At 71.5% G+C, this 18,711-nt stretch carries 18 protein-coding genes; 10 read left to right on the forward strand and 8 right to left on the reverse strand.

What is annotated here, in order from left to right:
• Positions 1-17 precede the first annotated feature (17 nt).
• Together ABD213_RS07950 and ABD213_RS07955 are read right to left on the reverse strand one after the other, a co-directional pair.
• Entirely contained in the window at positions 18-533 is a 516-nt protein-coding gene (locus ABD213_RS07950; RefSeq protein ID WP_344326672.1) for a mycothiol transferase, read from the reverse strand.
• The gene (locus ABD213_RS07955; RefSeq protein WP_344326675.1) at positions 530-1,222 is read right to left on the reverse strand and encodes an SDR family NAD(P)-dependent oxidoreductase; all 693 of its coding nucleotides are present in this window, start codon (positions 1,220-1,222) and stop codon (positions 530-532) included. Before ABD213_RS07955 ends, ABD213_RS07950 begins: the two co-directional genes overlap by 4 nt.
• Positions 1,223-1,284: 62 nt before the next feature.
• Between ABD213_RS07955 and dapE the strand changes: the two genes are divergently transcribed.
• The 5 genes from dapE to ABD213_RS07980 all read left to right on the forward strand — a co-directional run bounded on the left by dapE (position 1,285) and on the right by ABD213_RS07980 (position 4,356).
• Complete coding sequence (gene dapE / locus ABD213_RS07960; RefSeq protein WP_344326677.1) at positions 1,285-2,346, forward strand: succinyl-diaminopimelate desuccinylase; 1,062 nt, start codon at positions 1,285-1,287, stop codon at positions 2,344-2,346.
• Positions 2,331-3,065 (forward strand): LOG family protein, encoded by a 735-nt coding sequence (locus ABD213_RS07965; protein ID WP_344326679.1) that lies wholly within the window; start codon positions 2,331-2,333, stop codon positions 3,063-3,065. The genes dapE and ABD213_RS07965 overlap by 16 nt, the downstream gene beginning before the upstream one ends.
• Before the next feature lie 83 nt (positions 3,066-3,148).
• On the forward strand, positions 3,149-3,745 hold the full coding sequence (locus ABD213_RS07970; protein ID WP_344326681.1) for a hypothetical protein: 597 nt from the start codon (positions 3,149-3,151) through the stop codon (positions 3,743-3,745).
• Positions 3,746-3,841: 96 nt separating this feature from the next.
• Positions 3,842-4,003, forward strand: coding sequence for a DUF3117 domain-containing protein (locus ABD213_RS07975; protein WP_078700305.1), 162 nt, complete (start codon positions 3,842-3,844; stop codon positions 4,001-4,003).
• Between the two features lie 8 nt (positions 4,004-4,011).
• The gene (locus tag ABD213_RS07980; RefSeq protein WP_344326683.1) at positions 4,012-4,356 is read left to right on the forward strand and encodes a hypothetical protein; all 345 of its coding nucleotides are present in this window, start codon (positions 4,012-4,014) and stop codon (positions 4,354-4,356) included.
• 36 nt (positions 4,357-4,392) lie between these two features.
• Here ABD213_RS07980 and ABD213_RS07985 read toward each other — a convergent pair whose 3' ends face one another.
• The gene (locus tag ABD213_RS07985) at positions 4,393-5,055 is read right to left on the reverse strand and encodes an O-methyltransferase (RefSeq protein ID WP_344326686.1); all 663 of its coding nucleotides are present in this window, start codon (positions 5,053-5,055) and stop codon (positions 4,393-4,395) included.
• Between the two features lie 138 nt (positions 5,056-5,193).
• On the opposite strand from ABD213_RS07985, the gene sigE reads away from it, so the two are divergent.
• From sigE to ABD213_RS08000, 3 genes are all read left to right on the forward strand, one after another.
• Entirely contained in the window at positions 5,194-5,760 is a 567-nt protein-coding gene (gene sigE, locus ABD213_RS07990; RefSeq protein ID WP_344326688.1) for an RNA polymerase sigma factor SigE, read from the forward strand.
• On the forward strand, positions 5,760-6,596 hold the full coding sequence (locus ABD213_RS07995) for a zf-HC2 domain-containing protein (RefSeq protein ID WP_344326690.1): 837 nt from the start codon (positions 5,760-5,762) through the stop codon (positions 6,594-6,596). Before sigE ends, ABD213_RS07995 begins: the two co-directional genes overlap by 1 nt.
• 139 nt (positions 6,597-6,735) lie before the next feature.
• Positions 6,736-10,440 (forward strand): hypothetical protein, encoded by a 3,705-nt coding sequence (locus tag ABD213_RS08000; protein ID WP_344326692.1) that lies wholly within the window; start codon positions 6,736-6,738, stop codon positions 10,438-10,440.
• A gap of 72 nt (positions 10,441-10,512) precedes the next feature.
• Here the strand turns inward: ABD213_RS08000 and ABD213_RS08005 are convergent, their stop codons facing one another.
• Both ABD213_RS08005 and ABD213_RS08010 read right to left on the reverse strand, forming a co-directional pair.
• Positions 10,513-10,833 (reverse strand): sec-independent translocase, encoded by a 321-nt coding sequence (locus ABD213_RS08005; RefSeq protein WP_344326870.1) that lies wholly within the window; start codon positions 10,831-10,833, stop codon positions 10,513-10,515.
• Between the two features lie 18 nt (positions 10,834-10,851).
• Positions 10,852-12,033: an Mrp/NBP35 family ATP-binding protein gene (locus ABD213_RS08010; protein ID WP_344326695.1), complete on the reverse strand. Its 1,182-nt coding sequence runs from the start codon at positions 12,031-12,033 to the stop codon at positions 10,852-10,854.
• 112 nt (positions 12,034-12,145) lie between these two features.
• On the opposite strand from ABD213_RS08010, the gene ABD213_RS08015 reads away from it, so the two are divergent.
• Positions 12,146-12,730, forward strand: a complete 585-nt coding sequence (locus ABD213_RS08015) for a hypothetical protein (RefSeq protein WP_344326698.1) — start codon at positions 12,146-12,148, stop codon at positions 12,728-12,730.
• A gap of 48 nt (positions 12,731-12,778) precedes the next feature.
• On the opposite strand, the gene ABD213_RS08020 is transcribed toward ABD213_RS08015, so the two are convergent.
• A complete protein-coding gene (locus tag ABD213_RS08020; RefSeq protein WP_344326700.1) occupies positions 12,779-13,294 on the reverse strand; it encodes a DUF1003 domain-containing protein in 516 nt (171 codons plus the stop codon).
• The gene (locus ABD213_RS08025; protein ID WP_344326702.1) at positions 13,287-14,546 is read right to left on the reverse strand and encodes a magnesium transporter MgtE N-terminal domain-containing protein; all 1,260 of its coding nucleotides are present in this window, start codon (positions 14,544-14,546) and stop codon (positions 13,287-13,289) included. The genes ABD213_RS08020 and ABD213_RS08025 overlap by 8 nt, the downstream gene beginning before the upstream one ends.
• Before the next feature lie 137 nt (positions 14,547-14,683).
• On the opposite strand from ABD213_RS08025, the gene ABD213_RS08030 reads away from it, so the two are divergent.
• Entirely contained in the window at positions 14,684-16,222 is a 1,539-nt protein-coding gene (locus ABD213_RS08030; RefSeq protein ID WP_344326704.1) for an OFA family MFS transporter, read from the forward strand.
• 60 nt (positions 16,223-16,282) lie between these two features.
• On the opposite strand, the gene ABD213_RS08035 is transcribed toward ABD213_RS08030, so the two are convergent.
• On the reverse strand, positions 16,283-18,673 hold the full coding sequence (locus ABD213_RS08035) for an FdhF/YdeP family oxidoreductase (protein ID WP_344326707.1): 2,391 nt from the start codon (positions 18,671-18,673) through the stop codon (positions 16,283-16,285).
• Positions 18,674-18,711 lie beyond the last annotated feature (38 nt).

The raw sequence follows: 18,711 nt of genomic DNA on the forward strand, positions 1-18,711 counted from the left end.
TGGCTCCGCGGTGCCGGTCAGCCGGTCCGGCGGGCCACGCCGAGGACGAAGGCGGCCTGGCCGGCGTGCTGCCAGGCGTCCCCGAGGACGCTGACCAGCCGCATGCCCACCGTCACCGGCGGGTCCCAGTCCTCGTCGACCACGCGCGACAGCTCGGTGGAGTCGAGCGACTCGACGTAGGTCCGCGTGAGGGCGTCGACGTCACGGTGGTAGTCGTCGAGCAGCCGTCCGGACGCGCGTACCTGGCGCACCTGCTCGACGCCGTGGCCGTACCCGATGTCGCGGTGGTCGAACGGCAGACCGAACCGGTCGGCCCACGCGTCCCACGCCTGGTCGACGCCGGCGAGAGCGGCGACGTGGTCGTCCTGCACGCGGGTCAGGTGCCACAACAGCCATGCCGGGGTGTTCGCGCCACGGTCGACCTGGAGGGTCGCCGTCCTGTCGTCCAGCTCGTCGGCGATCTCCTCCACGAGCTCGCGGATCCGGCCGAAGCCGTCGAGGAGCACGTCGATGGTGGTTCGCGCGTCGCTCATCGGACGACCAGTCCTTCCCTGCGGTCCCACGCGACCTCCGTCGCGGAGTCGTCCCGGACGGCATCGAGCACGGCAGCGACCACCTCGGACGCCGCGAGCGGCTCGGGCAGGCGAGGAGGCTCGCCCGCCAGCGCGTGGGCGGCCAGGTCGGTGTCCAGGTGCGGTGGTCGGACGTCGACGATCCTGGTCCGGCGTCGGCTCTCCCGTCGGACCGCCGTCAACCACGCGGTGAGCGCGGCCTTGGCCGCGGAGTAGTCGGCCATGCCGGCCGTGGGCAGGTCGGCCAGGATGGCCGACAGGACCACCGCGACACCGCCGTCGAGGTGTGGCAACGCGGCCCGCACGACGCCGGCCGCACCGAGCGCGTTGACGGCGAAGACCTCCTCGGTGACGGCCGGGTCGGCCTCGACCGCCGGTCCGAAGGCCGGGACTCCCGTGGCCACCACGAGCAGGTCGAGACCGCCCAGGACCTCGACCGCCTCGGCCACGCGCTGGGCCGTCCGCTCGAGGTCGACGACGTCGAGCTCGAAGGTCGGCGCGTCCAGCTCGGCGCCGACGGCAGTCAACCGGTCGGCGTCGCGGCCGGTGACCGCGACGCGCGCCCCGGCGTCGTGCACGGTCCGGGCGATGGCCCCGCCGAGGGCGCCGGTGGCACCGACGACGAGCACCCGTGCCCCGGAGATCTCCATGCGAGGACGGTACCGACGCCGGTCGGCGCCGCAAGGCGAGCGAGCCACCCTAGAGTGGGCCCATGGCCGTCCTGGACCCCACGCGCGACGTCGTCCGGCTCACCGCCGACCTCGTCGACATCGCCTCGGAGAGCTTCCAGGAAGCGGAGATCGCCGACGCGGTGGAGGCGGCGCTGCGCGAGCGGCCGCACCTCGAGGTCACCCGCGTCGGGCACACGATCGTCGCGAGGACCACTCTCGGTCGACCCGAGCGCGTCGTCATCGCCGGCCACCTCGACACCGTGCCGGCGAACGACAACTTCCCGTCGCGGCTGGAGGGTGACACGCTGTGGGGCCTCGGGACCTGCGACATGAAGGGCGGGGTCGCCGTCGCCCTGGCGCTCGCCGCGACCGTGCCCGAGCCCGTGCGCGACGTCACCTACGTCTTCTACGAGGCGGAGGAGGTCGCGGCCGTCCACAACGGTCTCGGCCGGCTCGCGCGGGAGCGCCCCGAGCTCCTCGCCGCGGACTTCGCGATCCTGATGGAGCCGTCCGACGCGGGGGTCGAGGCGGGCTGCCAGGGCACCGTCCGCGTCGACGTCGTGACGCGGGGCGAGCGCGCGCACTCGGCGCGGTCGTGGCGCGGGCACAACGCGATCCACGATGCGGCGCCGATCCTGCAGGTCCTCGCCGACTACGTGCCGCGCCGTGTCGTCATCGACTCCCTGGAGTACCGCGAGGGCCTGAACGCCGTCGGGATCAGCGGGGGCGTGGCCGGCAACGTCGTCCCCGACGAGGCACGGGTCAGCATCAACTACCGCTTCGCTCCCGATCGCTCGGTCGCGCAGGCGCTCGACCACCTCCGCGGACTGTTCGACGGGTTCGAGATCGAGGTCACCGACGAGGCGCCGGGCGCCATGCCCGGGCTCGACCGCCCCGCAGCCGCCGCCTTCGTGGAGGCGATCGGCGCCCCGCCCCGGCCGAAGTTCGGGTGGACCGACGTCGCCCAGTTCACCCAGCTCGGGATCCCCGCCGTCAACTACGGACCGGGTGACCCCGTGTACGCCCACAAGCAGGACGAGCACGTCCCGGTCGCCCAGCTGGTGGCGGTCGAGGACGCTTTGAGGAGATGGCTGAGCCCATGACGTCGTACGACAAGGGACCGGTGCGCCTGCGACGCGGCCGCATCCCGTCCAGCACCACCGACCAGCGGCTGCTGGACTCCCGGGGGCCGACCGACTGGGTGCACACCGACCCGTGGCGGGTCCTGCGGATCCAGTCGGAGTTCGTCGAGGGCTTCGGCGCGCTCTCCGAGCTCGGACCAGCGGTCTCCGTCTTCGGCTCCGCGCGAACCTCGCCCGACGACCCGCTCTACGAGACGGCGCGCGAGATCGCCGCTCGTCTGTGCGACCGCGGCTACGCGGTGATCACGGGGGGAGGCCCGGGTGCGATGGAGGCGGCGAACCGCGGGGCGAGCGAGTGCGGGGGCGTCTCGGTGGGACTCGGCATCGAGCTGCCGCACGAGCAGGGCCTGAACGAGTGGGTCGACCTCGGCATCAACTTCCGCTACTTCTTCGTGCGCAAGACGATGTTCGTCAAGTACTCCCAGGGATTCGTCGTGATGCCCGGCGGGTTCGGGACCCTCGACGAGCTGTTCGAGGCGCTCACGCTGTCCCAGACCGGGAAGGTCACGACCTTCCCGATCGTGCTGTTCGGGACGGACTACTGGCGGGGTCTGGTCGACTGGCTGCGGACGACCATGCTGCCGGACGGCAAGATCGGTCAGGGCGACCTCGACCTGCTGCTGCTGACCGACGACGTCGACGAGGCGGTCGGCTACTTCGACGCCGTCGCCTCGTCCTGAACCTCGGTCCGACCCGCGATCTTTCCCTGTCGTTCGTGGTGTGGCTCCGTCGATGTCACCGCCGCGCGACCTAGAATCAGCGCATGGCTTCCCCCCGTCGCAGCTCCTCCTCCGCCCGTCGCACGGCGCCTCCTTCGGGACGCCGTCGCCTCGCCCTCGGCCTGCTCGTCCTCGCCCTTCCGATCGCCGTCGCGGCGGTGTGGATCGGCTCGCTCGTCGGGCTGCTCGGGATCGCGCTCGCCGTCGTGCTCGTCGCCTCCGGTGCCGGCCTGCTCGTCGAGGAGACGGTCGCGCTGCGACGCGCCGCTGCGCGCGAACGAGCCCGCCTCGCACGCGAGCAGACGCGTGCCGCCACGGCCAAGGCCCGTGAGCACATCGCCTTCGCCGACCACATGGCCTCGCGGGTCAAGGCGGGCCGGGTCGAGATCGAGCGGCTGCTGGGGGACCTCGCCACGTCCGCTGCGGCCCTGGCCGAGGCCGAGCGCGCCTGCGCCGAGGCGGTGCGTCGCGAGCGCGACCTCGCCGCCGAGCTGTCCGAGACCAAGCGGGTCCTCGAGCGCACGCGGCGCGAGCTGCGCCACACCCATGACGCGCTCACCGCGAGTCAGGCAGCCGAGCTGCAGACCCGCGCGGAGCTGCTCGCCGCGCAGGAGAGTGACGCGTCGAGGCGCCTGGCGTGACCGGTCCCCGGGGGTACCCGTGAAACGCGTCACGGGATGGGAGATAATGATCTGCGCGTGTCCCGAGCGGGACGCGAAGGACGGAAGGGGAACCCCATGGCGGCGATGAAGCCTCGCACCGGTGACGGACCGATGGAGGTCACCAAGGAGGGTCGGTGCATCGTCATGCGGGTACCGCTCGAGGGCGGCGGCCGGCTGGTCGTGGAGCTCAACAACGACGAGGCCGCCACGCTCGGCGACGCCCTGAAGGCCGTCTGAGCCACTCGATGCACGGGCTCACCATCCGGTGGTCCCTCGCCGATGCCCCGGACGGAGCACTCGAGGCACTGGCGACGTACGTCGAGGACGTCTCGTTCTCGCGGTTCGCGGGTCTGGAGGGGTTGCGCTACAAGGCGTGGCACGCGCGACCCGGGGAGTGGTTCGAGGGCAGCTACGTCTTCGTCAGCGACGAGGCGCGGGCCCGGTTCCAGGAAGCGTTCGAGCAAACCGCCGCCGAGGCGCCCGGTTCGCTGATGATCGGGTCGCCACCGGTCCTCGTGGAGGCCCACGAGGTGCTGGCCGTCGTCCGAGGCCCGTCGGGCTTCCGGTCCGCGCCACGCTTCCACGGGTGAGCGCCGCCCCGCGGCAGGGGCGAGCGCCAGGACCGCTCAGTCGCGGCGAGTGGCCACCAGCAGGCCGTCGCCCACCGGCAGCAGAGCCGGCACCAACCGCTCGTCCGCACCGACCTGCTCGAGCAGGTCGCGGATCGCCTGGGTCTCGGGATCGGTGGCGGCCGGGTCGGCCACCCGGTCGTGCCACAGGCTGTTGTCGACCACGATCGCCCCGCCGGGACGGACGAGACGCAGCGCCTGCTCGAGGTACTCGGTGTACTCCACCTTGTCGGCGTCGATCAGCACGAGGTCGTAGCCCCGGTCGGTGAGTCTCGGCAGCACGTCCAGCGCGGCCCCGGCGATCAACCGGAAGCGGCGGGCGGCGATCCCCGCGGCGGAGAAGACCTCGCGTGCGTGTCTCTGGTGCTCGGCCTCGAGGTCGACGGAGGTGAGGACGCCGTCGTCGACCATGCCTCGCTGCAGCCATAGTCCCGAGACGCCGGTCCCGGTGCCGATCTCGACGACCGCGCGGGCCTCGAGCAGGGAGGCGAGGAGCCGCAGGACGGCTCCGGTGCCGGGACCGACCGGACTGATCCCCACCTGCTCGGCGCGACGACGCGCATCCTGGAGGTGCTCGTCCTCGGTGAGGTAGCGCTCCGCGAACTGGAGGCTGGCTGCGGTGGTGATGGGAGTTCCCTTCTCGCGTGGTGTCCCCAGCATAGTGAGCGGCCGTGCCGCGCGGCCGCACCGACGCGACACGCCGTGCCGGTCCGCCGGGCGACGCGGGCGGCGACGTCTCGCGGGGAACCCCCAGGCTGCTCTGGGCGTTCTCTCAGGCAGGAGCAGCACGATACGGACATGACGAACCAGGACGTGGCGATGCAGACGCAGGCGTGGGAGGACATCGTGGCCGAGCACTCCGGCCGCGTCTACCGCCTCGCCTACCGTCTGACGGGCAACCGGCACGACGCCGAGGACCTCACGCAGGACGTGTTCATCCGCGTCTTCCGCTCACTGGACTCCTACGAGGCGGGCAACTTCAACGGGTGGATCCACCGCATCACCACCAACCTCTTCCTCGACCGGGTGCGTCGCGGCGCGCGGATCCGGATGGACGGGTTCGCCGAGGGAGCCGAGGATCGCCTCGCGAGCGGTGAGGCGGGCCCGGCGGCGATGCTGCACGACACGGAGTTCGACTCCGACATCGAGTCCGCCCTGGCCTCGCTGAGCGAGGAGTTCCGGGTCGCCGTCGTGCTGTGCGACGTCGAGGGACTCTCCTACGAGGAGATCTCCGACGTCCTGGGCGTCAAGATCGGCACCGTGCGCTCACGCATCCACCGAGGCCGCACCCAGCTGCGCGCCGCCCTCTCCCACCGGACGCCCTCGCTGGGTCGCACCCGCGTCCTCGGACCGTCGACGACCTGATGGCACACCTCGACCGGGACGTCGCGGCGTACGTGGACGGGCAGCTCTCGCCCGTGGCCACGGCGGCCGCCGACGCCCACGTCGCGGTCTGTCCGCGCTGCTCGGCCGCGTGTGCACAACAGCGGTTGGTCAAGTCCCGGGTGAGCGTGGGCGGCGTGCCCGCACCGCCGGCGACGCTCCTGGCGAGCCTGAGCTCGCTGCCCGTGACCGTCGGCGAGGAGACTCGTCTCGAGCGCCTGCGTCGTTCACCGATGATCGGTGCAGGAGCGGCGCTGATGGGGGCTTCGCTGCTCGTCGCGGTGCTCGCCTTCGTCGCCGGATCCGCCGAGGACCGGCTGGCGGACCCCGTCGACCCGGCCTTCGCGTCCTACGTCGACGACTTCCACTACGGGTACGGCACGACCGAGGGGACCATGACGATGGCGTCCCTGACCGAGCTGAGGGACCAGGGGTGGTCGTGCCTCGAGAGCCTGGGTGCCGATCTCCGGCTGGTCGACGGCCGTTGGCTCGATCGTGCCGCCGGGGTCGTGTCGTTGACCTACACCGACGGTCGCGAGCGTCTGCGTCTCTACGAGAAGGTCGGGACGTTGGACGAGGCCGACCTGGTGGGCTTCGAGCGGGGGACGGTCGGGGACCGGACGGTGTGGATCCGCGCCGGCGAGCCGACCGTCGCGACGTGGGACGCCCGCGGCAAGGTCTTCGTCGCCGTCACTGACGTCGACGTCTCACGGCTCGCGGCGGCCCTCGCGAGGCTGCCGGAGCCTCGTGAACCCCGGGGCACGGCCGGACGGATGAGCGACGGTCTGGAGCGGATGACCTCGTGGGCGACGCCCTGAGAAACGGTCCGACCGGCCGGTACACCATCCGCCATGACCAGGACCATGGCCCATCCGGGCCATGAACATGGCCCGTAACAGGGCGACGGTGGCCGCGTTGTGACGGGTGCCACTGCGAGCATCCCCGTCAGGAGACCCCGTGCCGTCATCCCCGCAGCCCCGTCCGGACCACTCGTCGGGCAGGAGGTGGAGCTGGGTGCTGCCCGGGGCGCTCGGTCTGGTCCTGCTCGTCGCCGGTGTGCTGGTGGCCAGTCCCGCCTCTGCCGCGATCACCGCCCCGGCGCCCGGGGCGACCGTCTCGGGCTCGGTCACGATCTCCGAGAACCGCGGCTCGACGAACACGTGCCGGTTGCGGGACAACAGCCGGTCCCGCATCGAGGTGCTGTCCTCCACCGGCACCCGCGTCCACGAGGCGACGCGCGACTCCTCCGGAGGGTGGTCGACGACCTGGTCCAGCCTCGGTCGTCCCAACGGTGACTACCGGATCCGCACCTTCGCGCGCGACAGTGTGCGTTCGGGGACGTTGGGGACGGGGTGCACGACGCGTGCGGAGACCCTGATCGACGAACGCGTCGTGACCCTCGACAACCGAGCCGCCGTGACCGTGACGTCACCGGCCACCGTCGTCACCGGCGAGGAGCTGACCGTGCAGGTCAGCACGCGGGTCGACGCCTCGGGCGTCAGCGGTGTCGCCGCCGCGGACCGTGACGTCGTCGTGACCGTCCCCGACGTGGGCGAGCGGACCGTGCGGACCGACGCGGCCGGCAACGGCTCCGTGGTCGTCGACCTCCCGGACCTGCCGGTCGGGATGCTGGAGATCCGTGCTGAGGTGGTGAGTGACGCCCTCCTGCGCGGTCTCTCCTCGACGACGAGCACCCGGCTGCTGCACCGCACGACCACGACCGTCTACGTGGGCGACACGCGGGCCCAGCCAGGGGCACAGGCCGAGCTCTCCGCCCGTCTGGTGGACTCCACCCCGGGCAGCGACCGCGCGGGCGACCCCGTCGCCGGGCAGGACGTGAGCCTGCGCTTCGAGGACAGCGCCGCGACCGCCACCACCGCGCAGGACGGCGTCGCGCGTCGCGACGTGATCGTTCGTGGCGCGAGCCGCACGGCTCCCGTCACGGCGACGTTCGCCGGCACCGAGGTCCACGGTCCCAGCGAGGACGAGATCGTCTTCTACGTCGGCGACGCGGCCGCGGAGCCGGCCGCGAACGAGCACGACCTCCTCGGCGGTGTCGTCCGAGGCCTCAACGGGCTGCTCGGCTCGCTGCTCGCACCCGTGACCGGCCTGCTCGACCAAGCCGCCGCTCAGCAACCGGTGCACTCCCTCCTCCTCGACCCGCTCGACCGCCTCGTGGAGCTGCTCGGCCTGCCGCCGCGCACGGGGTCCGTGTGGGACCTCGCCGACGTGACGGCCATCCTCGACCTCACCCTTGCCACCGTCGCCGACACGCTGGTCGTCCTGGCCGACGACGCCGACGGGCACGTCGAGGACCTGCTGCAGAACGCCAGCCTCGGCCCCGACCTCGACGCACTGGTGGACGTCACGCGGTTCCGCTGGCGCGCGGTGCTCGACCAGGAGGGCCTGCCACGGGCGCGGGAGTTCCGCGCGACCATCGGTGTGCCGCAGCCCCTCGACGTGACCGGCGACGGTCACCCGGACGTGCTGGCCAACCTCACGCTCGCCAGCGACTTCCTGTCCTTGCAGACCGCGGGCGTCGACGGGGCGCTGCGCCTGGACCTCGACACCGGTGCCGACCCTCGCTCCATCGTCCCGCGCCTGGAGGTCGCACGGCTCCCTGGAGCCCCCGACGACCTGCCGCTCAGCCTGCAGGCACTCGTGCAGCTCCCCGGGTCCGGGGACGAGTTCCGCTTCGGCTACGACGCCCGCGACGGATCGGCACCCGCCGGTTTCCTCGCCGACCTGGTCCTCGGTGAGGACGAGGTCGGCGTCGAGCTCGCCACCCGCAGCGACACGGCCCTCACCGTCTCCGGGGCGATCGTGCCGGAGGGTGCGAGCGGCGAGTCGGCGACCCCGGCTCCACGCGAGCAGCGGTTCGCCATCGGCTTCGACACCGCGCCTCCGGCCGCCCGCCTGGGCCTTCGCCTGGACGGCAGCAGCGACGTGGCCGCCGACCTGCAGACCTCGGTGCCGACCGGCGTGGACGTCTCGTTCGTCGACGACTCCGGCGCCGAGCGGGTCACGACCGCCGACGTCGCCCTCGACAGCGTGGACGGTCGTGCCTCGATCGCCGTGAGCGGTGACAGTGCGGAGGGCGCGGGCGTCGGTGCCACCATCGAGAGCGTCACGGGAATGGATCGCGTGGTCGTCGACGGACGACAGCTCGAGTCCGGGCGCATCGACACCGAGGTCCGGCTCGCGCTCACGGACGTACCGACGAGCGTTCGCTTCGGTCTCGGGGCCGACGGCGCCGGCACCCTCGAGGCGAGTGCACCGATCGGCGTCTTCGAGGCGGGCTTCGCCACGGCGGGCCGCATCCTCGACCTGGAGGACGAGGCGTTCCTGCGTCTGTTGCAGGCCGGCGAGCGCAGCTCCCTGTCCGTGCGGCTGCCCGAGTTCGAGCGCATGGATCTCGGCCTCGGAGACGACCTCGGCATCGACCTGACGAAGAAGGCGGGCCCGCTGGCCGTCCGCGCCGACCTCGAGGACCTCGCGGTCGAGGGCCGCGTCGAGGACGCGCCGCGCACGGTCGCCCTGGCGATCGAGTCCTCCGGCGGGGTGACCATCGAGGGCTCCGACGCCATCGAGTCCGTCGACCTGACGGCCTCGACCTCCGATCCGGAGGGGATCTTCCAGGGAGCGAGCCAGGTCGACGTCCGGCTGCGGGACCTGCCGCGGCGCCTCGAGGTGGCTGTCGGCGACGACGGCGTCACCTTCGGCACCGACGACGAGCCCATCGGGCTGCTGGAGCTCGACGCACACTCCGGCACCCCGCTGACGATCCCCGGTGGAGGCGACGGCCTCGTCCTCGACCTCGACGGCGACAGCAGTGCCGTCGCCGCGAGGATCAGCGGCCTGCGGGCGATCGAGGCCGAGCTCGGCGACGCGCCCGAGCTGTTCCTCGACACCGTCGCCCGCCAGGTGTTCTCCGTAGTGCTGACCGGGGACACCCCGGCCGACGACATCACCGCCACCCTCGACCGGCTGGTGCCGCAGACGCGGCTCGCCCTCGTCGACGGTGTCGGCGGGGAGACGTCGCTGACGTACCGCGCATCGGAGTCGACCGAGCGGCTGAGCTTCGGCCTGGCCGGGCTGACCGGGTCCATCGGCGGTCCGCTGCCGGACGCCCTCGACATCTGCATCGCCGACGACGAGGCGTGCCTGCCGGGTGCGGGGATCGCCAACCCGTCCCTGGGCTCGATGAGCCTCGAGGGCAGCGAGTACACGACCCTGAACCTGAGCGACGCGAGCGGCGAGCTGTCCGCGGAGAACCTGCGGCTGCGCCGGATGGACCTCACCGGAAGCATCAGCGACGACGGTGGGCCGCTCTACCTCAACACGACCTCCTTCGACGAGGAGTGCGGGTTCGCCGGATGCGAGTACCCCCTGCGTGGCGGGCGGATCGTCTCCGACCTCGGCAACGCTGAGCTGACCTTCACCCCGGGCGACGGGTTCTCCGCCGTCGACGCGGTGACGGTGCTGGAGACGACGTCGGTCCTGGGGGTCCCGACGGGCTTGCGGGGTCGCAGCGGCACCGGCATCGTGCGGTGCGTGCCGGCCACGGCACTCCGGGCTCGGGTCGAGATCCTCGGCATCCCGCTGACGCTGAACCTGCGGGACGCGATCTGCAACGTCTCGCGTCCGCCACGGACCCCCTGAGCGCGGGCCACGGGCACGGCGGTCCCACGGAGCGAGCACGCTCCGTGGGACCGCCGCGCGGAGTGGTCTCGCTCAGGTGGCCTCGACGTCGAACGGCGGGCGCTCACCGGGGCGCAGCAGCCGGTCCGTCGGCGCCGGCGCCGCGGGGGCCTGTGCCGGGCCGGGGGAGTCGAGGAGGTTGCGCCGGACGATCTCGCGCGGGTCGAGGCTGCGCAGGTCGACGTCGGAGAAGTCCTGACCCATCTCGCGTCCCAGGTCGTTCTTGGCGTTCTCGGCCATCTGCTTCACGGTCCGCACGAACTGACCGGCCTGCTTGGCCATGCCGGGGAGCTTGTCGGGCCCGAACACCAGCATGCCGACGACGCCGATCACGAGGATCTCGGCCCACCCCATGCCGAACACGAACGGGCCTCAGAGACGTCCGGCAGGGGACAGCCCCAGCTGCATGCCCGCGAGCCCGCGCGAACGACCCGAGAGCTCGTCGGCGACCTGCTGCAGCGCCTTGGCGGACTCTGCGTCAGGGTTCGCAGCCACGATCGGCCGGCCGGAATCGCCGCTCTCGCGCAGCCCCTCCTCCAGGGGCACCTGCGCCAGCAGGCGGACGTCGTGACCCAGGCGCTTGCTCAAGGTCTCGGCCACCGCAGCACCGCCGCCGGAGCCGAAGACCTCCATGCGCTCGCCGGCGGGGGTCTGCAGCCACGACATGTTCTCGATGACGCCGACGACGCGCTGGTGCATCATCGAGGCCATCGTGCCGGCGCGCTCGGCCACCTGCGCGGCAGCCTGCTGCGGGGTGGTCACGACCACCACCTCGGCGTTGGCCAGGTGCTGCCCGAGGCTGATCGCCATGTCACCGGTGCCGGGCGGGAGGTCGAGCAGGAGGGCGTCGAGGTCGCCCCAGAAGACGTCGCTGAGCATCTGCACGAGGGCACGGTCGAGCATGGGACCGCGCCACGCGACGACCTGGTCCTTCTTGGGCTTGAGCATGCCGATGCTCATCACCTTGACGTCGGGGTAGCGGCGCTCGTGCTCGGGGACGGATGCGTCCTCCACGGGGGCGGGCACCGGCATGATCATGTCCTCGACCTGTGTGGGTCGACGGTCGCCGACGCCCATCATGTCGGGGATGGAGTGGCCGTAGATGTCGGCGTCGACGATGCCGACCTTCAAGCCGCGTCGTGCCATCGCGACGGCCAGGTTGACGGTGACCGACGACTTGCCGACGCCGCCCTTGCCGGAGGCGATCGCGTAGACCTTCGTCAGCGAGCCGGGCTGGGCGAAGGGGATCTCCTTCTCCGCGCGGCCGCCACGCAGCATCTCCTGCATGCTCTTGCGCTGGTCGTCGCTCATCACGCCCATCTCGACGGTCACCGCGTGCTGGGGGGCGACCTCGGCGACCGCGGCCTTGATGTCGCGATCGAGGGTGTCCTTCAGCGGGCAGCCAGCCACGGTGAGCAGCAGACGCACGGCGATCGTCCCCTCGGCGACGGTGATCGTGTCGACCATCCCGAGCTCGGTGATGGGTCGCTTGATCTCGGGGTCGTTGACGCTCGAGAGCGCCTCGCGGACGGTGTCCTCACTGACGGAAGCCATGGGTTCCATGGTACGGGGGAGCTGCTGGGCCGGTGAGCCAGTGTGACCTCACCGCTGGTGGCGGCTGCCGGACCGAGGTGCCGATCCGACGCGGCGGGACTACCGTGAGCCGGTGCCGTCCCTGCCGATCCACCCGAGCGTCGTGCTCGCCCGCGGTCGCGAGACCGTGGACGCCCTCGCCGGACTCGTGCCGCGCGGCCTCGCGCTCCTGGAGGCCGCCGAGCAGCTGCTGGAGCGTGCCGACGGGCTGATCGCCCGGATCGAGCAGACCCGCAGCGACGCCGACGACGTCGTCCGTCGGACCGACGAGGTGGCGACCTCGGCGAACGCACTCATCGTGCGGACCGCCGGCACGGTCGCCAGCGCCGAACCGACGCTGGAGCAGGCGCAGCAGATGCTCACCGGCCTGGCGCCCGTGCTCGAGCAGCTGCAGCCGACCCTCGAGACCATCGCGTCGACGACCTCACCCGACGAGGTGCAGGCCCTCGTCACCCTCGTCGACCAGCTGCCCGTCGCGGTCGACGCGGTCAAGAACGACGTCATGCCGATCCTCGAGAGCCTCGGCACCATGTCGCCGGACATCCACGAGCTGCTCGAGATCACGCGTGACCTCAACGCGATGGTCTCCCGCGTGCCCGGGATGGGGCTCGTGCGCCGGCGCGCCGAGGAGTCCGACGGCGACCCCGACTTGTCCTGACGAGTTCCCTGCCGGGCCCCGGCGCCGCCGCCTCGGGTCCGGGAGCTGTCAGTCCTGCTCGTCGGCCGTCGCCTGCCGCAGGTCCTGGGTCAGGTCGCGGAGCTCTGAGCGGATGAAGTCGCGGGTCGCGACCTCGCCGAGCCCCAGCCGCAGGCTGGCGACCTCACGGGCGAGGAACTCCATGTCGGCGTGCGACTGCGCGTCCGCCCTGCGGTCCTGCTCCTGCTGCACCCGGTCGCGGGCCTCCTGGCGGTTCTGCGCGAGAAGGATCAGGGGCGCCGCGTAGGAGGCCTGCAACGACAGCATCAAGGTCAAGAAGATGAACGGGTACTCGTCCCAGCGGGGACGGTCCGGCCCGTACGGCACGTTCCACACGACCCACACGATGATGAAGCCCGTCATCCAGGCGAGGAACCGCGCCGTTCCCATGTAGCGCGCGAAGGTCTCGGCGAAGCGCCCGAAGCGGTCGGAGTCGTACCCGACCCGGCGCACCGGCCGCAGGGCACGGCGGGGGTCGCGGGGCTGGTCGAGCCGGTCGCGACGCTCGGTGGGGGAGTCAGCCACGGCTCATCGCCTCCGTCGGGGTGTCGCGCTCTCGCCAACCCTCGGGCAGCAGGTGGTCGAGCACGTCGTCGATCGTGACGACGCCGAGGAGGTGGGCGTTCTCGTCGACCACCGGCAGCGCCACCATGTCGTAGGAGGCGAGCAGCCCCGAGACCGCCTCGAGGGACGCCTCCGCGCGCGGCCACTCGATGTCGTTGAGCACCAGGTGACCGACCTGCGTCGACGGCGGTTCGCGCAGCAGTGCCTGGAAGTGCACGATGCCCATGAAGCGGCCCGTGGGGGTCTCCAGGGGCGGGCGACAGACGTAGACCGTCGCGGCGAGCGCCGGGGGCAGCTCCTGCTCGCGGATGCGGGCGAGGGCCTCGGCGACCGTCGCGTCGGCAGGCAGGATGACGGGCTCGGTGGTCATCATGCCGCCGGCGGTGCGGTCCTCGTAGACCAGGAGCCGGCGCACGTCCTCGGCGTCGTCGGGCTCCATGAGAGCGAGGAGCTCGTCCGACGTGCTGGTCGGGAGCTCCCCGAGCAGGTCGGCCGCGTCGTCGGGATCCATCTCCTCGAGGACGTCCGCGGCGCGGTCGGGGTCGAGGACGCCGAGCACCTCGACCTGCACGGCGTCGGGGAGCTCCTCGAGGACGTCGGCCAGGCGGTCGTCGGTCAGCTCGCCGACGACCTCGCTGCGCCGCTTGGGCGGCAGGTCGACGATGGCGTTCGCGAGGTCGGCCGGACGCATGTCGTCCATCGTGGCGATGAGGTGCGTGGCACCCTGGCCCGCCTCAGGCTCGGTGAGGCCGGTGACCTCGTCCCAGTGCAGGACGTGGCGCGGTCCGCGCCGGCCGAACCGCTTGGAGACCTCCTGCACGGCCACCGAGTCCAGGTACCAGTCACGTCGCGCGTCCTGCTCCATGGAGAGGTCGTACACCGTGGCCGCGCGGGCGTCGGCGAGGGTCACCGTCCGGTCGAACAGCTCGTGCAGCGCGAGCGTCTCGCTCGCGCGCTTCTCGAAGCGGCGCACGTTGAGCACGCCGGTGGTGATGATCTGACCGGCGTCGAGCGAGGTGACCCGACCGATGGGCAGGAAGACCCGACGCCGACCGAGGACCTCGACGACCAGCCCGACGACCCGTGGGCGCTGCCGACCGCGACGCATGGCCACCACGACGTCGCGCAGCTTGCCCACCTGGTCGCCCGCGGGGTCGAAGACCTCCTGCCCGACGATGCGGGACAAGAAGATGCGGCTCGAGCTCGTGGTCACGAGGCGACCCTACCGCCGTGCTCGAGGCCCTCTGCCGGTTCGGAGGCCGCGGTCCGCTCGGCGAGCACCCCTGCCCGAGCGGACCTACGCTGGTCCGAGCCTCGGTCACGGGGGTGGGATCGACCACGGAGGACCGCATGTCGGTGTTGTCACTGCTGGATCGTGAACGGACGATCGCCACGCCGGGCTTCAACCGCTGGCTCATCCCTCCGGCCGCGCTCGCGGTGCACCTGTGCATCGGCCAGGTCTACGCCACGAGCGTCTACAAGACCTCGCTGGTGGAGCACTTCGACTCCAGCCTCACGGCCGTCGGTCTGATCTTCTCCATCGCGATCGTCGTGCTCGGCCTGTCGGCGGCGACCTTCGGCACGTGGGTGGACACCGGTGGTCCTCGTCGCGCCATGGTGGCCTCGGCGGTGTGCTGGTCGACGGGCTTCTTCGTCGGGGCGGCCGGCATCTTCACCGACCAGCTCTGGCTGGTCTACCTCGGATACGGCGTCATCGGCGGCATCGGACTCGGGATCGGGTACATCTCGCCCGTCTCCACGCTCATCAAGTGGTTCCCGGACCGGCCCGGCCTCGCGACGGGGATGGCCATCATGGGCTTCGGTGGCGGCGCGATGGTGGCCAGTCCGCTGTCGACGCGGCTCCTGCAGGTCTTCGACCCGCGCGACGGGAACGAGGCCGCCTCGGGCGACGCGGTCGGCCAGCTCTTCCTCACCTTCGGTGTCGTCTACCTCGTCGTCATGCTCTTCGGGGCCTGGCTCGTGCGGGTCCCGGCCGACGACTGGCGTCCCGCGGGGTTCGACCCCAGCACCGTGAAGCAGAAGGCGATGGTCACGACGGAGAGCGTCTCGGCCAACAACGCCGTGCGCACCCCTCAGTTCTGGCTGTTGTGGATCGTGCTGTTCTGCAACGTGACCGCCGGCATCGGCATCCTCGAGCAGGCCGGCCCGATGATCACCGACTTCTTCCGCGAGGGCGAGACCACCGCCGTGGCGGGGTCGGCGGCGGCGGGCTTCGTCGGTCTGCTGTCGCTGTGCAACATGGCGGGCCGCTTCGTCTGGAGCTCCGCCTCGGACCGCATCGGCCGCAAGAACATCTACGTCCTCTACCTCGGCCTCGGTGCGCTGCTCTACGCCACGCTCGCGCTCGGCGGCTCCGGCTCCGTCGTGCTCTTCGTGGTGCTGGCCGGTGCCATCCTGAGCTTCTACGGCGGCGGCTTCGCCACCATCCCCGCGTACCTGCGGGACCTCTTCGGCACCTACCAGGTCGGCGCGATCCACGGTCGCCTGCTGATGGCCTGGTCGGCCGCCGGTGTGGCCGGCCCGCTGATCATCAACGGGTTCCTCGACGCTCGTGGCGAACCCGGCGCACTGACCGCGGCGGACTACCGGCCGGCGTTGCTGACGATGGTCGGCGTACTCGTCGTCGGCTTCGTGGCGAACCTGCTGGTCCGGCCCGTCTCCGAGCGGTTCCACGAGCCGCACGGGAACGTCAAGGGTGAGCCGACCGCTCATGACTCCCCGGCCGTCGAGCAACCCGCGACCGACGGGGACTCTGCGGACGTGACGGCGGGCTCCTCGGTGCTGCTCGTGGTCGCGTGGCTGGTCGTCAGCGTCCCGTTGCTGTACGGCGTCGTCCAGACCGTGCGGACGGCTTCCGCACTGTTCTGATCCGGCGCGCTGTGGTGATCCGGCGCAGCGTCGTGCGTGCTCGAACCGCACGACCCGTTCTCAGGAGAGCTGGCTCGGCTCCGGGTGCGCCTTGTGGGAGTCGTCGGATCCGGTGCGGTCCTGGCTGCCATCGGCACCCTCGGCGGTGTCCGGCACCGCGTCGGAGGGGACGAGCCGCACGATGACGGCCTTCGACGTCGGCGTGTTGCTGTGCTCGGCGGTCGAGTCGAGCGGGACCAGCGGGTTGGTCTCCGGGTAGTAGGCGGCAGCCGTGCCCAGGGGAGTGTCGTAGTCGACGACCCGGAAGCGGGGAGCGATCCGCTCGACGTCGTCGTCCGGCCAGTACCCGACCAGGTCCACGATCTGATCGGGCCGAAGACCGAGGCGCTTGATGTCACGCCGGTGCACCATGACCACGCGCCGACCGTCCTCGATGCCGCGGTACCGGTCGCTGAGACCGTAGATCGTCGTGTTGAACTGGTCGTGGCTGCGCAAGGACTGCAGGAGCAGGTGGCCCTCGGGCACCTCGATCACCTCCAGCGGCGAGACCGCGATCTCGGCCTTGCCGCTGTCGGTGGTGAACGTGCGCGAGTCGCGCGGCGGGTGCGGCAGCACGAACCCACCGGGTCGATCGACCTTGGCGGTGTAGTCCTCACACCCGGGGACGACGCGCGAGATGTGCTCGCGGATGCGGTCGTAGTCCTCACGCATGCCGGCCCAGTCGATGCCGTGACGTCCCTGCAGGGTCGCCTCGGCGATGCCGGTGACGATCGCGACCTCCGAGCGCAGGTGCGTGCTCGCGGGCTCCAACGGTCCGCGGGAGGCGTGCACGGCCGACATGGAGTCCTCGACGGAGATGAACTGCTCACCGGAGGCCTGCCGATCCTTCTCGGTCCGTCCCAGGGTGGGCAGGATGAGCGCGGTCTCGCCGGTGACGAGGTGGGATCGGTTCAGCTTCGTGGAGATCTGCACCGTCATCGCCGTGCGACGCATCGCGTCGGCCGTCACGGAGGTGTCGGGCGCCGCGTGCAGGAAGTTGCCGCCCAGGCCCATGAAGAAGGAGGCCTTGCCGTCGCGCATCGCACGGATGGAGTCGACGGTGTCGAGGCCGTGCTCGCGGGGGACCTCGAACCCGAACTCGCGCTCCATGTTGTCGAGGAACCAGTCCGGGGAGCGCTCCCAGATGCCCATCGTCCGGTCGCCCTGGACGTTGGAGTGCCCTCGCACGGGACACAGGCCGGCGCCACGCTTGCCGATGTCGCCGCGCACGAGAGCGAGGTTGGCGATCTCCTTGATGGTCGCGACGCCGTTGCGATGCTGGGTGATGCCCATGGCCCAGCACCAGATGGTCGCCGAGGAGTCGCGGATGAGCTCCGCGGCACGCACGATGAGCTCGCGCTCGAGGCCGGTGGCGTGCTCGACGACGGACCAGTCGACGGCGCTCACGTGCTCGGCCCACGCCTCGAACCCGTTCGTGTGCTCGGTGACGAACGCGTGGTCGATCGCGTCCCACTCCACCAGGAGCGAGCCGATGGCCTGGAACAGGGCGAGGTCGCCGTTGATGCGGACGGGCAGGTGCAGGTCGGTGAGGTCGGTGCCCCCGCCGATGACGCCGCGCGGCTTCTGCGGGTTGCGGAAGTTGACGAGGCCGGCCTCGCGCAGCGGGTTGACGTCGATGATGGTGGCGCCGCGACGCTTGGCGGTCTCCAGCGCCGACAGCATGCGGGGGTGGTTGGTGCCGGGGTTCTGTCCGGCGATGATGATGAGGTCGGCGTCGTACATGTCGCGCAGGCTGACGCTGCCCTTGCCGATCCCGATCGACTCCGCCAGGGCCACGCTCGTGGACTCGTGGCACATGTTCGAGCAGTCCGGCAGGTTGTTCGTGCCGAAGGCGCGGATGAAGGTCTGGTAGGTGAAGGCGGCCTCGTTGGAGGCGCGACCGGAGGTGTAGAAGATGGCCTCGTCGGGCGAGTCGAGGGAGCGCAGCTGGTCGCCGATCATCGCGAAGGCGTCGTCCCAGTCGATCGGTTCGTAGTGCGAGGCACCGGGACGCTTGACCATGGGATGGGTGATGCGTCCCTGCTGCCCGAGCCACAGCTCGTCGTGCGCGTCGAGCTCGGCGATCGAGTGATCGGCGAAGAATGCCGGTGTCGCCCGGGCCTTGGTGGCCTCCTCGGCGACCGCCTTGGCACCGTTCTCGCAGAACTCCGCGGTGTGGCGGTTCTCCGGGTCCGGGTCGGGCCACGCGCAGCTCATGCAGTCGAAGCCGTCGGCCTGGTTGAGCTTGAGCAGCGTCTGGGCCGTGCGCTTGGGTCCCATGTGGGACAGGGACCGCTGCATTGCGACCCGCACGCCCGTGATCCCCGCGGCAGCGTCCTTCGGCTCGCCGATGCTGAGATCGGACTCGTCCTGGCGTCCGAAGTCCTCGACCACCGGGTTCTGCTCGTCCATGTCCTACCTCCTGCCTCGACCGTACGCGAGAGGTGGCA

This window comes from Aeromicrobium halocynthiae, assembly GCF_039531385.1.
GTDB classification, from domain to species: Bacteria; Actinomycetota; Actinomycetes; order Propionibacteriales; family Nocardioidaceae; genus Aeromicrobium; species Aeromicrobium halocynthiae.

Bases quoted from the DNA above. Each gene is read 5' to 3' on its own strand.
- ABD213_RS07970 (WP_344326681.1), top strand. From the start codon at position 3,149: ATGGCTTCCCCCCGTCGCAGCTCCTCCTCCGCCCGTCGCACGGCGCCT.
- ABD213_RS08030 (WP_344326704.1), top strand. From the start codon at position 14,684: ATGTCGGTGTTGTCACTGCTGGATCGTGAACGGACGATCGCCACGCCG.
- ABD213_RS07955 (WP_344326675.1), bottom strand. From the start codon at position 1,222: ATGGAGATCTCCGGGGCACGGGTGCTCGTCGTCGGTGCCACCGGCGCC.
- ABD213_RS07985 (WP_344326686.1), bottom strand. From the start codon at position 5,055: ATGCTGGGGACACCACGCGAGAAGGGAACTCCCATCACCACCGCAGCC.
- ABD213_RS07995 (WP_344326690.1), top strand. From the start codon at position 5,760: ATGGCACACCTCGACCGGGACGTCGCGGCGTACGTGGACGGGCAGCTC.
- ABD213_RS07980 (WP_344326683.1), top strand. From the start codon at position 4,012: ATGCACGGGCTCACCATCCGGTGGTCCCTCGCCGATGCCCCGGACGGA.
- sigE (WP_344326688.1), top strand. From the start codon at position 5,194: ATGACGAACCAGGACGTGGCGATGCAGACGCAGGCGTGGGAGGACATC.
- ABD213_RS08005 (WP_344326870.1), bottom strand. From the start codon at position 10,833: ATGGGGTGGGCCGAGATCCTCGTGATCGGCGTCGTCGGCATGCTGGTG.
- ABD213_RS07965 (WP_344326679.1), top strand. From the start codon at position 2,331: ATGGCTGAGCCCATGACGTCGTACGACAAGGGACCGGTGCGCCTGCGA.
- ABD213_RS08035 (WP_344326707.1), bottom strand. From the start codon at position 18,673: ATGGACGAGCAGAACCCGGTGGTCGAGGACTTCGGACGCCAGGACGAG.
- ABD213_RS07950 (WP_344326672.1), bottom strand. From the start codon at position 533: ATGAGCGACGCGCGAACCACCATCGACGTGCTCCTCGACGGCTTCGGC.
- ABD213_RS07975 (WP_078700305.1), top strand. From the start codon at position 3,842: ATGGCGGCGATGAAGCCTCGCACCGGTGACGGACCGATGGAGGTCACC.
- ABD213_RS08010 (WP_344326695.1), bottom strand. From the start codon at position 12,033: ATGGCTTCCGTCAGTGAGGACACCGTCCGCGAGGCGCTCTCGAGCGTC.
- dapE (WP_344326677.1), top strand. From the start codon at position 1,285: ATGGCCGTCCTGGACCCCACGCGCGACGTCGTCCGGCTCACCGCCGAC.